A 14,902-nucleotide genomic window follows, 5' to 3' on the forward strand; every position below is an offset into this window, starting at 1 on the left:
AACATGTGGAAGTTTATACTGCGAAGATTCTTAATTATGATTCCGCAGCTATTTATATTAAGTATCCTCGTCTTCATGCTTGCGAAAGCAATGCCAGGAGATGCATTAACTGGTAGAGCTGCAAATAATCCAAAAGCAGACCCAAAAATTATTGAAGAACAACGCGAAAAATTAGGATTAAATGACCCTGTTACAACCCAATATGTACGCTGGATTAAAAATGCCTTACAAGGTGATTTTGGTATTTCTTACGCACATAAATTAAAAGTAACCGACTTAATTGGGGAACGCCTGGGGAATACAGTATTACTCGCTCTTGTCATTCTTATTCTGACTTACTTAATTGCGATTCCACTTGGCATTATTAGCGGACGTTGGAATGATACATTAGGCGACCGACTCATTACACTATACAACTACTTAGGATTTGCAACACCTTTATTTATATTTGCATTAATTATGCTATTTCTTTTCGGATTTAAATTCCCGATATTTCCAACAGGAGGTAGTGTCGATCCGCAAATTACGACCGGTACATTTGCTTACTATATGAGTAAGTTGAATCACTTACTATTGCCCGCTCTATCTGGAGCATTAATTGCTACAGTTGGTACTGTACAATATTTGAGAAGTGAAATTATTGATACAAAACATAAAGACTTTGTACGCACAGTACGAGCAAAAGGGGTTCCGGAATCAAAAGTGTATTCTAGACATATTTTACGAAACTCATTCTTACCAATTGCAGCATTTCTAGGTTATGAAATTACCGGATTAGTTGGTGGAGCGATATTTTTAGAAAATATCTTTAGCTATCCAGGTATCGGACAATTATTTATGCAATCCATTTCCCAACGTGACTTTAGTGTCATAACAGCCCTCGTTTTATTTACTGGATTCGCAACGTTACTTGGAACTCTCCTTTCAGATATCATTCTAAGCATCGTTGACCCACGTATTCGTATTGATTAAAGGAAAGGAGGAATTTTTTCATGTTAGCAAACCCTGAAAAACAAACTGAGGTCATTCATTACGAAAAAAGCCCATCTGGTTTTTCCATCATGTGGCGCGAACTTCGTAAAGATAAACTTGCATTGTTCTCATTATTCTTTTTAGCTATTATCTTAATAGCCGTTTACACAACATCCTTTATTATGAAGCAAGAAGATATTGTACGAGTAGATTTATTTTCCATTTACTCACCTCCTTCTGCTGAACATTGGCTAGGAACAGATTACGGCGGACGCGATATTTTTGGACAGCTCATTATCGGTACGCGCAACTCCTTTACAATCGGTTTAGCAATTACTGTTATTTCGTGCTTAATCGGTCTTACAATCGGTTTAATTGCTGGCTATTTTGGAGGAGTCGTTGACAATATTATTATGCGCATTATCGACTTTGTCATGGTTCTACCATTTTTAATGCTCGTTATCGTATTTATTACACTTGTTCCTAAGTTCAATATCCTTACATTTATTTTAATTATGAGCATTTTCTTATGGACAGGAAAAGCACGGTTAATTCGCTCCAAAGTATTAACCGAAAAAGAGCTCGATTATGTATCAGCGTCAAAAACATTAGGAACGCCAAACTGGAAAATTATCCTTTTCCAAGTACTACCTAACTTAAGTTCTATTATTATCGTCAGCGTTACTTTGAATCTTGCTGGAAACATCGGAATTGAATCTGGTTTAACATTCCTAGGATTTGGTTTACCAGAAAGTACACCAAGTCTAGGTACACTTGTTAGCTATGCTAGAAACCCGGATGTACTACAAGATAAATGGTGGATTTGGTTACCTGCATCAATCATGATTTTAGTGTTGATGCTGTGTATAAATTTTATTGGTCAAGCGCTCCGTCGTTCGGCTGATGCAAGACAAAGAAAAGGTTAAGAGGGGTGGAAAAAACGATGAAAAAACCAAAATTTTTTAAAGTATTAAGTACACTTGCTGTTTCAACGTTACTACTTTCGGCATGCGGAGGTAGTGGTGGTAATGAAAAATCAAGTAATAGTTCTAAAACAACTGATACAAAGAAGTTCAGTACCGCAGTCAAAAATGATAAAAAAGAAGTTAAAGATGGTTCACTGACAATTGGCTTAGTATCTGATACACCATTTGAGGGGCTGTTAGACTTTTCCGTATATGAAAGTAATCCAGATTGGAGAATATTAACCATTTTTAATGAATCTTTACTAACAAACAATGATGACTGGGAATATACAAATGATGGACCAGCTACATATGAATTGTCAGAAGATAAAAAAACGGTTACATTAAAAATTAAAGATAATGTGAAATGGCATGATGGAAATCCTGTTACAGCTGAAGATTTAGAGTACGCTTATCTCGTAATTGGAAGCAATAAATATACAGGTGCTCGATTTGATTCTCAGATGCAATTAATTGAAGGTATGGATGAATATCATTCAGGAAAAGCGGAAAAGATTTCTGGTGTGAAAGTCATTGATGACAAAACGATTTCGATTACTTTTAAAGAGCCAAATCCTTCTGTTAAAACAGGCCTTTGGACATCTCCCATTAACAAAAAATATTTAGGTGATGTTCCAATTGATAAATTAGCAGAATCTGATAAAGTACGGAAAAATCCAATCGGTTTTGGGCCATTTAAAATTAAGAAAATTACACCTGGAGAATCTGTTGAATTCGAACGTTTTGATGATTATTATGGCGGAAAACCAAAACTTAAAAATATTGTATTAAAAGTTGTAAATCCTTCTATTGTAAATGCATCTTTGAAAAAAGGTGATATTGATATTGCAGAAGTAAGTGCAGATCAATATCCTAACGTAAGCAAGCTTAAAAACATACAATTAATTGGTACAACGGATTTGTATTATAGCTATATCGGCTTTAAACTTGGACACTACGATAAAGAAAAGAAAGAAAGCGTAATGGATAACGACAAATTTAAAGATGTACGATTACGCCAAGCAATGGCTTACGCAATTGACCGTAAAGAAATTGGCGAAAAATTATATCACGGTCTACGTTATCCAGCCAATTCAGTAATTCCTCCGTCTCTACCAAAATACCACAACAATAAAGTCGGTTCTTATGATAAAGATGTAGACAAAGCGAAAAAATTATTAGATGAGGCTGGTTATAAAGATAAAAATGGAGATGGCTTCCGTGAAGACCCAAATGGAAAAGAATTTAAAATTAATTTCCTATCCATGAGTGGTGGTGATACAAGTGAACCACTTGCTAAATTCTTTATTCAATCTTGGAAAGATATCGGTTTAAAAGTAGAACTTCTTGATGGTCGTCTACATGAATTCAACTCATTCTACGACATGCTGAAAACAGATGATCCGAAAGTTGATGTATTCGCAGGTGCTTGGGGCGTTGGTTCCGATCCAGATCCTTCTGGTATCTGGGCAAAAGAGGCACCTTTCAACTACACACGCTGGGTCAATGATAAAAATACTGAATTATTACAAGAAGGAATTTCTCCAAAAGCTGCTGATGAAAAATATCGTAAAGATGTATACGACAAATGGCAAAAACTTGTTCACGATGAAGTACCATTAATTCCTCTTCATTATAAGTTTGAGCTAATCGGGGTAAACAACCGCGTAAAAGACTATAAATATAATCCAGAAGATCGATACAAATGGGGAAATGTTACTGTAACAAGTGAAAAACCAGAAGTAGAAAAATAAACGAAACTAGCCCTTCGCAGTCATCAATGATTGCGAAGGGTTAGTTTTCATTTCTGTATATAACTTGTTTGTCGTTTTTCATCATTTGTTCCTTTCTATACATCAAAATAAATGCTGCAACAATTTCAGTGCAACTGCCAATATAACCGTTACTAGAAATCCGCCTAAACAAATCAAGCTTACTCCCTGACTATATGATAAATGTTGAAATGCTTTCATTCCTCTCATATATGTATCCAATATCTTTATTCTATCCATAAAAATACTTTTATAACATCGATTTCACTAACAACTGTCTTACATTTTTGTAAGATTAACAAAAAAACAGACAGTCTTCTAGCTGCCTGTTACTTTACAATCATCACGGGGCATTTCACTCGTTTTGCAACTTTATGACTTACACTACCAAGAACCATTTCCTGAAGTGTATTTAATCCTCTACTTCCTACGACTACAAGGTCAATATCTCCAGTATTTACATATTGCACAATTGTTTCCCCTGGGTCGCCATGTAGAATCGTAATTTTATAAGAGACTTCTTCTTGTTGTAACATCGTTTCTATTTCTCTTACTCTCTCTTTTCTACTAGCTTCTATTGTTTCTATATCTGTTTGCCCTTGAATAATATCTGATTTTGCTGTTCTATTATCAACTACATATACAACTTCAACATTTGCTTCTACATTGCATTTCGCAATATGTGCTGCATGCTTTGCCGCGCGAAACGCATGTTCCGAACCATCACATGCTAATATAATCTGTCTATACATATGCTGAATCCCCTTTCCGTATCATAATCGTATTATAATACAAAAAACCACCTTTTTGTTTTCAAAAAGGTGGCTTGACTTTAGCTAATGGCTTGTTTATTATGAGTAGCTAATTTTGTTATGAGTTTTAAACTACGCTCATTTAATCCTACTATATTCACCTGTATACCATTTTGCTCATATTTCATCATAACCTTATCAACTGCTGCTACAGCTGAATCATCCCACACATGTGCATGTGTAAAGTCAATCGTTACCTCTTGCACATCCTCTTTAAATTGAAATGCATTTATAAACTCTGTCGTAGATGCAAAGAATAATTGTCCATGAACTTCATAGATTTTCTTATTTTCAATATATAAATGTTTCACGTGAATCTTTGCCATATTTACGGCAAATAATACAGCGCTACTTACCGTTCCGACAATTACACCAAGCCCTAAATTATGTGTAATGAGAACAATAATAACTGTTACAATCATCACAAATGCGTCACCTTTCGGAACCTTATGAAGAGTAAATACAGATTTCCAATCAAATGTTCCAATTGAAACCACAATCATCACAGCTACTAACGCGGCCATTGGAATATGAACAACATAATCTCCTAAAACAAATAATAAGACAATTAAAAATCCGCCTGCTACAAATGTTGATAATCGTCCTCTTCCGCCTGATTTCATATTAATAAGAGATTGTCCAATCATGGCACATCCAGCCATGCCACCAAAGAATCCAGCAACAATATTCGCAATTCCTTGTCCGCGTGCCTCTTTATGCTTATTACTTGACGTATCTGTTATATCGTCTAAAAGAGAGGCTGTAAGCAATGATTCCAATAAACCAATCACGGCTAGCATAATCGAATACGGCAAAATAATTGCGAATGTCTCTAATGTGAATGGTACATCTGGAATATGAAAGAAAGGTAATTCTTTTGGTAAACTCCCCATATCACCAACTGTCCGTAACTGAAATCCACTTATAAGTGCAATACTTGTTACAGCTAGAATTGCAACAAGCGTAGACGGAACTGCTGTTGTCATACGTGGAAATAGATAAATAATGGCAAGACCTAATGCAACAAGTACATACATTTGCCAATTTGCCCGATGGAAATGCGGAAGCTGTGCTGTAAAAATTAAAATGCCAAGTGCATTCACAAATCCGCTCATAACAGGCCGTGGAACAAATTTCATAAGCGAACTTAATTTTAATACTCCAAAAATAATTTGGACAACCCCGGTTAATATCGTCGCAGCAAATAAATATTGTAGCCCATGGTCTTTTACAAGCGTCACCATTAATAGCGCCATCGCGCCTGTTGCTGCAGAAATCATTCCCGTTCTTCCGCCTACAAATGAAATTGTGACTGCAATACAAAAAGCAGCATACAATCCAACCATCGGATCAACACCTGCAATGACAGAGAAGGCGATTGCTTCAGGGATTAAAGCTAACGCAACTACAATTCCTGATAGCACATCTCCTTTCACATTAGAAAACCATTCATGTTTTATCGTTTGAAACAAAATAACACTCCTCAACTCTTTTATTATTTAATTTTCTCCATAAGAAAATCAGGACCGACTGCACGAAGGCTATTATATAACAATTAGGAAATTTTATGCTATACAAAAATTCTCACCTTTTCATGGAAAGATGCTGTCTTACATTTCAAACAGGTAATAAAAATAGCAATTATAGCCGATGTAAAACCACTTCCACAAAAACTAGAAAACTATATCTATACCTTTATGAGCTTGCCTCAATGACTACATTCCTCTTTATAAATAGAAAAAGTGCTACTTTATAGCAGCACTTTTTCTATTTAGTGTTCCCCATGTCCCTTTCCACTCTCTTGCACAATCTCAAGTTTTTCATCTAATATACCTTGCGTTTCAAATGAAATATCGGTAGTGCTTCCTAATAAGAAACCGTGGTTGTATGGACCTAATGTTGGATCATCTTTAAACTTGGGCTGGATAGTTGCCAATAAATCATACACTGGCTGGGTAACCTTTCCTTCCTCTAGCAAAAGAACTGGAGCATGCTTTCCCATATGCGAAAACGATGCACCAGCAATTGCTAAATCTGGTGTTTTTGTTGATAGAAATGAAATACCATGGCCCGGTTTTGTGAGCCCCCATCCAAACTTTGTTTTCCGATCTTTAAATGTAGCAAAGGCGATTGCATTTTCTGTAGGGGTGTCTCCGCTAATACGCGTTACTTTCCCATACTTCGCTAACTGTTTTTCTACTTCTTTTGAAATAATGGCTTCTGGTCCTAACACATATATATTCGCCTTATCTTTTCTCATTTTTAATGCTTCTATTGTTGCCTCTGGTACTTTATCTTTCCCTACATACAAAAGTGGTTCCGGCATATGTGCAATCCAATTTATCGCAGGTGTTGTATAAAGACGCCCTCCCTCTTCAAATGAACCAATAATAACATTGTCTGGATACCTACCTGCTATATCGGCATACTCTTTATCAACTTCTCTAGCAAATTTAGCTGGATCTGTTTCTTTTATTTGTTTTACTTTATATTCTTTTAATTGTTCTAAAGCAGAAGTTCCTACATCCCCCATCACCATAATTTGTGTTCCATCTTTTGTCCCAAGCGGTTGCAATCGTTTTATTTCGTTTAATGTCGCTTCTGGAATTCCATTTTTATCCACGAATAAAATCGGGCCATTGTTTGGATGATGAATGAGATCTGCACTCGCTATCCCAAGTTTCCATTCATTTATTGGTACTAAAATAACCGCTCCCGGCTGATTTTCTCTATGAGTCGCTGGCCAAATCATTTGTGATGTTAATACGGCCATTTGCACGGGATCATTTGTATTGAGCCTTGTACTATTTTTTAAACTCAACGTGTGTAAATTACTAGATGCGTGCGCGTTCATTTCTTTCGGTGCCGCCGATTTATGAGTCATGCTCATTTCTTGTTTCTGCTCATTTTTCTTCTCATTATGTTCTGTATTTGCTTGTCCACACGCTGTAAGATTCACCGCTGTCATAATGGTAATGCCTAAAACGCAGGTTATTTTTTTCACTCGCTTCCCCTCCGTATCTATTATTCTCGAGCTAATATTCTTACCTAAAGTAGAACTTCACCTTATACAATAGCAATCAAATCTAAAAAAATTATGCAGATACATAATAATCTGCACCATTTCTTCACGATTTTGCATTACACTTTAAGAAATGAATAACAAATATGGAGGAAACTCTATGATTGATATATTACTTGTAGATGATGAACCCAAAATGTTAGAATTATTAACTCTTTATCTTACACCTAAGGGGTATAACTGCGTTTGTGCAACTTCAGGACAAGAAGCGATTTCTTATATCGAAAAACAAAATTTCAAATTCGTGCTTCTTGATATTATGATGCCAAACATGGACGGTTGGGAAACATGTAAAAACATCCGTTCATTCAGCCGTATTCCTATCCTCATGGTAACAGCTCGTGATCAAAAAATAGATGTTGTGCATGGATTAAAGATAGGTGCGGATGATTATATAACAAAGCCGTTTCACGAAGAAGAACTGTTAGCGCGAATTGAAGCGGTCCTAAGACGTACAAATGAGCATGAACAAATCCAATATAAAGGGATTTTATGGGATGAAGCGAAGCACTTCGTTTCTGTTTATCCCGCATTAACGGGCAGTAAGACTCCCACCTCAAGATGCAGAGAGAAACAAGGAAGATAGGTGGGAGATCAACTGCCCGTAACAGCCCGATTGGTTCAACTAATAATCAGTGGGGGATGAAGAACCCCCCCACTGATTAAAGTTTCACTTTATGAACAAGAAGTGTTACTCACCCCTATTGAATTTTCTCTGCTTGGGTTATTTTTGCGCCACATACATTATGTACTCAGCCGCGATCAACTTATTGAGCGCATTTGGGGGTTAAATGCAAATACAGAAGATCGTACAATCGATTCTCATATTCGTAATTTACGTGATAAATTACGAAAGGCTCACTTCCCTATTGACATACATTTAAAAACGGTATATGGAGTCGGCTATCACTGGATTGATACTGAATCATAAGGAGTAGTCAGATGAAACGAATCTCTGTTCAACTAGGATTTTATTTTTTAATCGTCACACTTTTAATCGAAAGCGTTCTATTTATTCTTTTGTATTACAGCCTTGTTAACACGAGAGTAAATGAAGAAATGCATGCATTATTAAAGCGTGGCAATAGCCATCGTGATGTATTAGAAAAATATTTTGATTCACAAACAATTTCTCATGTTGCATTAATGGAGTCAGAAGCAGAGACAACTGCCGTTATTACAAATGCAGATAAAAAAGTGTTAGCAAAGTCCAATTATATAGATTCCACTATAAAGATGTATATTACAAAAATGAAAATAAGACCAAGTCATAACGGAACGATTATTGACAGCCACTGGAAAACTTCTAATTACATATGTACTGTTAGCCCTATTGTAATAGGAAAGAAAGTACAAGGGTACGTATATATGTTTCTCGGCACAAACTCAATTAAACAAATGGTCAATGGGCTAACAAAACAATTTATGATTGCAGGTCTCATTACTTTTCTATTAACAGTGATTACAATTTTTCTACTATCACGCTTATTAACAAAGCCTCTGATTCGTATGAAACATGCAACTGAAAAAATGAGTCGTGGTGATTTATCTATTTCTTTACGTACATCTCGAAATGATGAAATCGGTGAACTTGCTAGCGCAATTCAAACACTGGCAAATGATTTACATTATATGAAAAAGGAACGCAGTGAATTTCTAGCAAGCGTAGCACATGAATTAAGAACCCCGCTTACGTATGTAAAGGGCTATGCAGAGATTGCACAAAAACGTACTACACAGCCTACAGAACGAGAGAAATATTTGTCCATTATAAAAGAGGAAGCGGATTACATTACGAATTTAGTACAAGATTTATTTATACTTGCCCAGATGGAGAAACATAATTTTTTAATTGAAGCGAAAAGGATCGATTTAGAAAAGTTTCTAAATCGGATTGTCACAAAAGTGAATGGAATATATGTCCAAAAACATCTTACCGTCTCCTTAACATGTCCTCCATCACTTTTTATCACTTTAGACGAAAGACGGTTTGAACAAGTTATTATGAATATTTTAAATAATGCTTATAGGCATTCAGCAGAGTATTCAGTGATTACAATCACCGTCACAGCATATGTGTCACATATTAAGATTTCGATTCAAGATACAGGAGAAGGAATTCCGCCGGAAGATATTCCGCATATCTTTGAACGTTTTTATCGCGTTGATAAAGCACGATCACGTGCAACGGGAGGAACCGGATTGGGTCTGGCGATTGTGAAAGAAATTGTAGAACTACATGACGGTCATATTACTGTTAGCAGTAAATTAAATAAAGGAACATGTTTTACTATTACTTTGCCACGAGAAAAAGAGAGTACAATGATGTAATTGTACTCTCTTACTTTTTTTCTATTAACTCCACTGTTTCAGTAATCTGAATGCTATCTTTAACAGATTGTGCAATTGTACAATTTTTCACTGCAATTGCTAACGCCTTTTCGAGTTGCATGAGCGTAATTCCCTCTGCCCTTACTTTATAGTGCAGATGTACACTCTCAACAGGTCTTGATAAAGCATCACTGTGCTCAACTGTCGTTTCAATTGTAAATGTGTCATACTGAATACGCTTCTTTTCTAAGATCGTTCGAAAAACAATTGCACTACATCCTGCAATGGAAGAAATGAATAGTTCTAACGGGGAATACCCATTTTCTTTTCCAATTGACAACTGTCCATACGAATACTCAGCTTGAATATGATCATGCTTAATTGTTAGTCTCATACGCTTTATCCATCTCCACTTTCATCACTTTTTGCCGCTTCTTATTTATATAATAATACACATAGCAACAAATGATAAATGGAATACCGCAATATAAAGCCATCCGTTGTTCTGGAATAAACGCTAAACTAATGATAACGATACTATTTGTAACGAGAGCTAGAATTGGAACAATTGGATATAGCGGAGTCTTATATTTCAAGTCTTCTAACTTGCCTCCATCCTTTACATACTGACTTCTAAAACGAAGTTGTGATAGCGCAATAATAACCCAGCTAGCAACAGCAGATAATCCTGCTACAGACAATAGATACATGTATACTGTATCTTCTGCAAAGAAGCTTGTCAGTAAAGATAAACCAGCTACAGCAATCGTAACAATTAACGCTGTAATTGGAATACCACGTTTATTTACTTTTTTGAAAGAAGTCGGTGCCATTCCTTCATTTGCAAGAGACCATAGTATACGCGTCGCTGCGTATAATCCAGAATTTGCTACAGATAATAGCGCTGTAATAATGACAAAGTTCATAATATCGGCTGCATAAGGAATCCCAATTTTATCAAATACAACAACGAACGGGCTTTCAATAACCCCTGCTTCTTTCCATGAAATTAATCCTACTAAAATCGTCATTGTTAAAATAAAGAATAACATGATGCGCCATACTGTGTTACGAATGGCACGAGGAATTGTTTTCTCTGGCTGTTCACTTTCTCCAGCTGCTATCCCGATAAGTTCTGTTCCTTGAAAAGAAAAATTAACTGTAATCATTGTAAGAAGTACAGCAGCAACCCCATTTGGAAACAATCCACCGTCATTTACAAAGTTAGAAAAAAGAGGTGCTGCCGCTTTTCCATCATACGGTAAAAAGCCAAGCAATGCACAGCCTCCTAAAACGACAAATACAACAATTGTAATTACTTTTATACTAGAGAACCAAAACTCTAATTCAGCATAGCTTTTCGCTGAAATTGCATTCGAAATGTATAAAATAAGTCCAAAGATCAAACACCATACCCAAACACCTACAGATGGAAACCATCTTTTCATCATCAAGCCTATTGATGTTAGCTCTAATCCAACTGTAACAGCCCATCCTAGCCAATATAACCATCCAATCATAAACCCTGTTCCCGGCCCAATAAATTTCGTCGCATATTTTTGGAAAGATCCAGAGACCGGCATCGCGACAGTTAGTTCACCGAGACAAAGCATTGTTAAATACATAATAAATCCACCGACTAAATAAGAGAGAATGGCTCCCCCTGGTCCCGCTTGGTTAATCGTATATCCTGATCCAAGAAAAAAACCTGTTCCGATGACACCTCCAAGCGCAATCATAAATAAATGTCTACTCTTCATCGTTCGATGTAATTTCTCGTTCGTTGTTTGCTGCATCGTAATCCTCCCCTATAAACACCTTCTGTTTTGAAAATTTTCTGATAATAAAAATATACACGAAAGCGTTTACAGTTTCTATATAAAATTAAAACTTTTCTGATAAAACTATGCATTTTTTATTATGAATCACAACTTATTTTGTAATTACAGGAAAATAAGGTTTTATTAGTAAAAAACTCTTACATGATCGTAAGAGTTAATGATGCTCTAATTTTCTTGATAAAATTGACAATCCATAATTTACAGCAAAATATATGCAAGCTACACATATAAACGTAGGAATCATGTAATTTACATTTTGTCCATTAATAATTTGAGCATTATGCATAAGCTCCGGTAATGAAATGACAACTGCTAATGATGTATCCTTTAATAAAGATATAAATTGGCTCACTAGCGGTGGTACCATACGTCTCAACGCTTGTGGTAAAATAATGTACCAAAGTGTTTGCATATACGATAACCCTGAAGCTCGCCCTGCTTCTATTTGCCCTTTCTCAATAGATAATAAGCCGCTGCGAACAATCTCTGAAATCATCGCTGCCTCAAAAATTGTTAAAGCAACAATCGCTGCTGTTTTAATCTCTAATTTCAATCCAGCTTCTGGAAGTGCAAAATAAGTAAAGAAAATAATTAAAAGCAATGGTAAGTTACGAATGATTTCAACAATGACAGCCAGTATTTGTGATAGAATTGGTATTTTCGTATATCGAACTGTTCCCACTATACTTCCGATAAGAAAACTAAGGAAAATAGAAATAATAGCTATTTCTAATGTTACAAGTAATCCTTTTAATAGGAAAACAAGATGATCTCCGGTATACGCTCCTTGAAAATCCATCTATACCGCTCCTTTCGCCAAGCGTTTTTCAAAGTAACGCACAAGCATGCTAAGCGGTACAGTTAAGATTAAATAAAACATCCCAACAAATATATACACATCAAATGTAACAAACGTTCTCGTTGAAATTAAATCTCCTTGATACATTAAATCTGCTCCGGCAATCATTCCAAGAATCGAAGAGTTTTTTACTAAATTCAGAAATTGGTTTCCTAGCGGCGGAATGACAATTTTAATAGCTTGTGGTAACACAACATAATACATCGCTTGTACATATGTTAAACCAGAGGAGCGCGCTGCTTCCATCTGCCCTTTTGTAACAGATAAAATTCCGGCTCGAATCGCTTCTGCAATAAAAGACGCTGTATATATAGTAAGCGCTGCTGTTCCTGCAACAAACCCACTTAATGTAACACCGACGACTGGAAAGGCAAAATAAAAGGCGAATGCAATCAACACAATGGGGATATTCCGAACAAATTCTACATACGCTGTACCAATCCAATTTAACGCTCGAATTGGTGTAATTCGCATAACAGCTATCATAACACCGAGAAGAAAGCTACCAATCAAGGCAATGACACTGGACAATAGCGTATATTTAAATCCCTCCAAATACAAATCCATGTTATTTGTCAAAATTGAAAAATCAGGCAAACTTCCACCCTCTTTCTTTATAAGAAGAGGATGAGCTAACCTCATCCCTCTCCTCGCAATCTACTATTTTTCTGGCTTTTCTCCAATCCATTTCTCGTATACCTTGTCATATTCTCCACTTTCTTTCATTTCTTTTAACAAATCATTGATCTCTTTCGTTAAATCCGTTGCTCCTTTTTGAACAGCAATACCGTATGGCTCATTCGTAAAGATCTTACCAACTACTTCATAATTCGCATCTTGTTTGGCCATTCCATATAAAATTGCATTGTCAGTCGTTAAAACATCTCCCTGTCCCGCCTTTAATGCTGTAAATGCTTCACTATAATTTTCAAACTCTAATACCGTTGCTTCCGGCGCCTTTTGACGAATATTTTGTGTTGATGTGGAACCTTTTACCGCCAATACTTTTACCCCTTTTTTCACATCATCAATACTTTTCATATCGCTTCCTTTTTTCACAAGCAATGATTGGCCTGCTTTAAAATATACATCTGAGAAGTCAACTTCTTTTTTCCGTTCTTCTGTAATTGTCATTGTCGCGATAATTGCATCAATATCTCCATTTTTCAGCATTGGAATACGCGTTTTCGAAGTTACTTCTTTTAATTCTAATTTCTTCTCGTCACCTAGAATCTTTTTTGCAAGTGCTTTTGCCATATCAACATCAAACCCTTCTACTTGCCCTGTTGAAGGATTTTTTAATCCAAATAAATTAGTATCATTCTTTACACCAACTACTAACTTTCCGCGTTTCTTAATTTGTTCGACCACTCCGCCATTTGTATTTGTTTCTTTCGCATCTTCTTGTTTATTTCCACATCCTGCAACAATCAAAGTAAATAAACACGCGAAAACAATAAGAGTGAACCATTTTTTCATCCTTTTCATCCTGTTCCTCCTCTAGTGATTTAATACTCTTCTTAAAAACAGTCTCGCCCTCTCCTGCTCTGGGTTCACAAAAAACGCTGTTGGTATTGTATCCTCGATAATCTGTCCCTCATCCATAAATAAAATTCGGTCTGCTACCTCACGTGCAAATCCCATCTCGTGTGTGACAACAACCATTGTCATTCCTTCTTTCGCTAACGCTTTCATAACATCTAGCACTTCCCCAATCATTTCCGGGTCGAGAGCAGACGTCGGCTCATCAAACAACATAATTTCTGGTTGCATGGCTAATCCTCTAGCAATTGCAACTCTTTGTTGTTGTCCACCGGATAATTGATGTGGATATGCCCTTGCTTTTTCAGGTATCCCCACTTTTTCTAAATAAAACATAGCTGTTTTTTCAGCTTCTTCTTTAGAAATTTTATTCACCTTCATTGGTGCTAATGTAATATTTTGAAGCACCGTTTTATGTGGATATAAATAAAAATGCTGAAAAACCATTCCAATATTTCGGCGCAATTCATTCATATCCGTCTTGGCATTGTGCACTTCTGTATTTTGGACAATTAATTCTCCATCCGTAATTGCCTCTAACTGATTGATACACCTAAGTAGTGTGCTTTTTCCTGATCCAGAAGGCCCTACAATAACAACTACTTCTCCTTTTTGAATTTGAATATTAATATTTTTTAAGACTTGAAAGTTACCATAGTATTTATTTACATTACGAAACTCAATCAACATACTCCCCCTTCCCCTAACAAAGCATGTACATTCTTT

At 36.0% G+C, this 14,902-nt stretch carries 14 protein-coding genes and 2 pseudogenes; 6 read left to right on the plus strand and 10 right to left on the minus strand.

Features of this window, described 5'->3' with window-relative positions; all coding sequences use genetic code 11:
- The first annotated feature begins 3 nt into the window (after positions 1 to 3).
- From opp4B to opp4A, 3 genes are read left to right on the plus strand one after another with little or no spacing between them, the layout of a single operon-like run.
- Complete coding sequence (gene opp4B, locus MR058_RS16325; protein ID WP_011983658.1) at positions 4 to 972, plus strand: oligopeptide ABC transporter permease; 969 nt, start codon at positions 4 to 6, stop codon at positions 970 to 972.
- 20 nt (positions 973 to 992) lie between these two features.
- Positions 993 to 1,898, plus strand: coding sequence for an ABC transporter permease (locus tag MR058_RS16330; protein WP_011983657.1), 906 nt, complete (start codon positions 993 to 995; stop codon positions 1,896 to 1,898).
- A gap of 17 nt (positions 1,899 to 1,915) precedes the next feature.
- A complete protein-coding gene (gene opp4A, locus MR058_RS16335) occupies positions 1,916 to 3,691 on the plus strand; it encodes an oligopeptide ABC transporter substrate-binding protein (RefSeq protein WP_011983656.1) in 1,776 nt (591 codons plus the stop codon).
- A gap of 102 nt (positions 3,692 to 3,793) precedes the next feature.
- Here the strand turns inward: opp4A and MR058_RS16340 are convergent, their stop codons facing one another.
- The 4 genes from MR058_RS16340 to MR058_RS16355 form a co-directional block, all read right to left on the minus strand.
- Complete coding sequence (locus MR058_RS16340; protein ID WP_176371913.1) at positions 3,794 to 3,919, minus strand: DUF4027 family protein; 126 nt, start codon at positions 3,917 to 3,919, stop codon at positions 3,794 to 3,796.
- Positions 3,920 to 4,038: 119 nt separating this feature from the next.
- Entirely contained in the window at positions 4,039 to 4,461 is a 423-nt protein-coding gene (locus MR058_RS16345; protein ID WP_011983655.1) for a universal stress protein, read from the minus strand.
- An 80-nt stretch (positions 4,462 to 4,541) separates the two neighbouring features.
- Complete coding sequence (locus MR058_RS16350; protein ID WP_242144976.1) at positions 4,542 to 5,993, minus strand: SulP family inorganic anion transporter; 1,452 nt, start codon at positions 5,991 to 5,993, stop codon at positions 4,542 to 4,544.
- Positions 5,994 to 6,292: 299 nt separating this feature from the next.
- Entirely contained in the window at positions 6,293 to 7,525 is a 1,233-nt protein-coding gene (locus MR058_RS16355; protein WP_041809441.1) for a cell wall-binding repeat-containing protein, read from the minus strand.
- A 178-nt stretch (positions 7,526 to 7,703) separates the two neighbouring features.
- Here MR058_RS16355 and MR058_RS16360 point away from each other — a divergent pair.
- The 3 genes and pseudogenes from MR058_RS16360 to MR058_RS16370 all read left to right on the plus strand — a co-directional run.
- A pseudogene (locus MR058_RS16360) lies at positions 7,704 to 8,126 on the plus strand (response regulator transcription factor); the annotation flags it as partial.
- A 153-nt stretch (positions 8,127 to 8,279) separates the two neighbouring features.
- Positions 8,280 to 8,534, plus strand: a pseudogene (locus tag MR058_RS16365) (winged helix-turn-helix domain-containing protein); the annotation flags it as partial.
- Between the two features lie 11 nt (positions 8,535 to 8,545).
- Positions 8,546 to 9,934, plus strand: coding sequence for a sensor histidine kinase (locus MR058_RS16370; RefSeq protein WP_242144977.1), 1,389 nt, complete (start codon positions 8,546 to 8,548; stop codon positions 9,932 to 9,934).
- Between the two features lie 10 nt (positions 9,935 to 9,944).
- Here MR058_RS16370 and MR058_RS16375 read toward each other — a convergent pair whose 3' ends face one another.
- From MR058_RS16375 to MR058_RS16400, 6 genes are all read right to left on the minus strand, one after another.
- The gene (locus tag MR058_RS16375) at positions 9,945 to 10,328 is read right to left on the minus strand and encodes an OsmC family protein (RefSeq protein ID WP_048723248.1); all 384 of its coding nucleotides are present in this window, start codon (positions 10,326 to 10,328) and stop codon (positions 9,945 to 9,947) included.
- Positions 10,312 to 11,730, minus strand: a complete 1,419-nt coding sequence (locus MR058_RS16380) for an amino acid permease (protein WP_011983649.1) — start codon at positions 11,728 to 11,730, stop codon at positions 10,312 to 10,314. Before MR058_RS16380 ends, MR058_RS16375 begins: the two co-directional genes overlap by 17 nt.
- 199 nt (positions 11,731 to 11,929) lie before the next feature.
- Positions 11,930 to 12,574, minus strand: a complete 645-nt coding sequence (locus tag MR058_RS16385) for an amino acid ABC transporter permease (RefSeq protein WP_048723250.1) — start codon at positions 12,572 to 12,574, stop codon at positions 11,930 to 11,932.
- Positions 12,575 to 13,231, minus strand: coding sequence for an amino acid ABC transporter permease (locus tag MR058_RS16390; RefSeq protein ID WP_048723299.1), 657 nt, complete (start codon positions 13,229 to 13,231; stop codon positions 12,575 to 12,577).
- 63 nt (positions 13,232 to 13,294) lie between these two features.
- Complete coding sequence (locus tag MR058_RS16395; protein WP_242144978.1) at positions 13,295 to 14,122, minus strand: transporter substrate-binding domain-containing protein; 828 nt, start codon at positions 14,120 to 14,122, stop codon at positions 13,295 to 13,297.
- Between the two features lie 12 nt (positions 14,123 to 14,134).
- Complete coding sequence (locus tag MR058_RS16400; protein ID WP_242144979.1) at positions 14,135 to 14,863, minus strand: amino acid ABC transporter ATP-binding protein; 729 nt, start codon at positions 14,861 to 14,863, stop codon at positions 14,135 to 14,137.
- Between the last annotated feature and the right edge of the window lie 39 nt (positions 14,864 to 14,902).

Origin of the sequence: Bacillus cereus group sp. BfR-BA-01430 (assembly GCF_022663115.1) — a bacterium.
Taxonomy (GTDB): domain Bacteria; phylum Bacillota; class Bacilli; order Bacillales; family Bacillaceae_G; genus Bacillus_A; species Bacillus_A cereus_BD.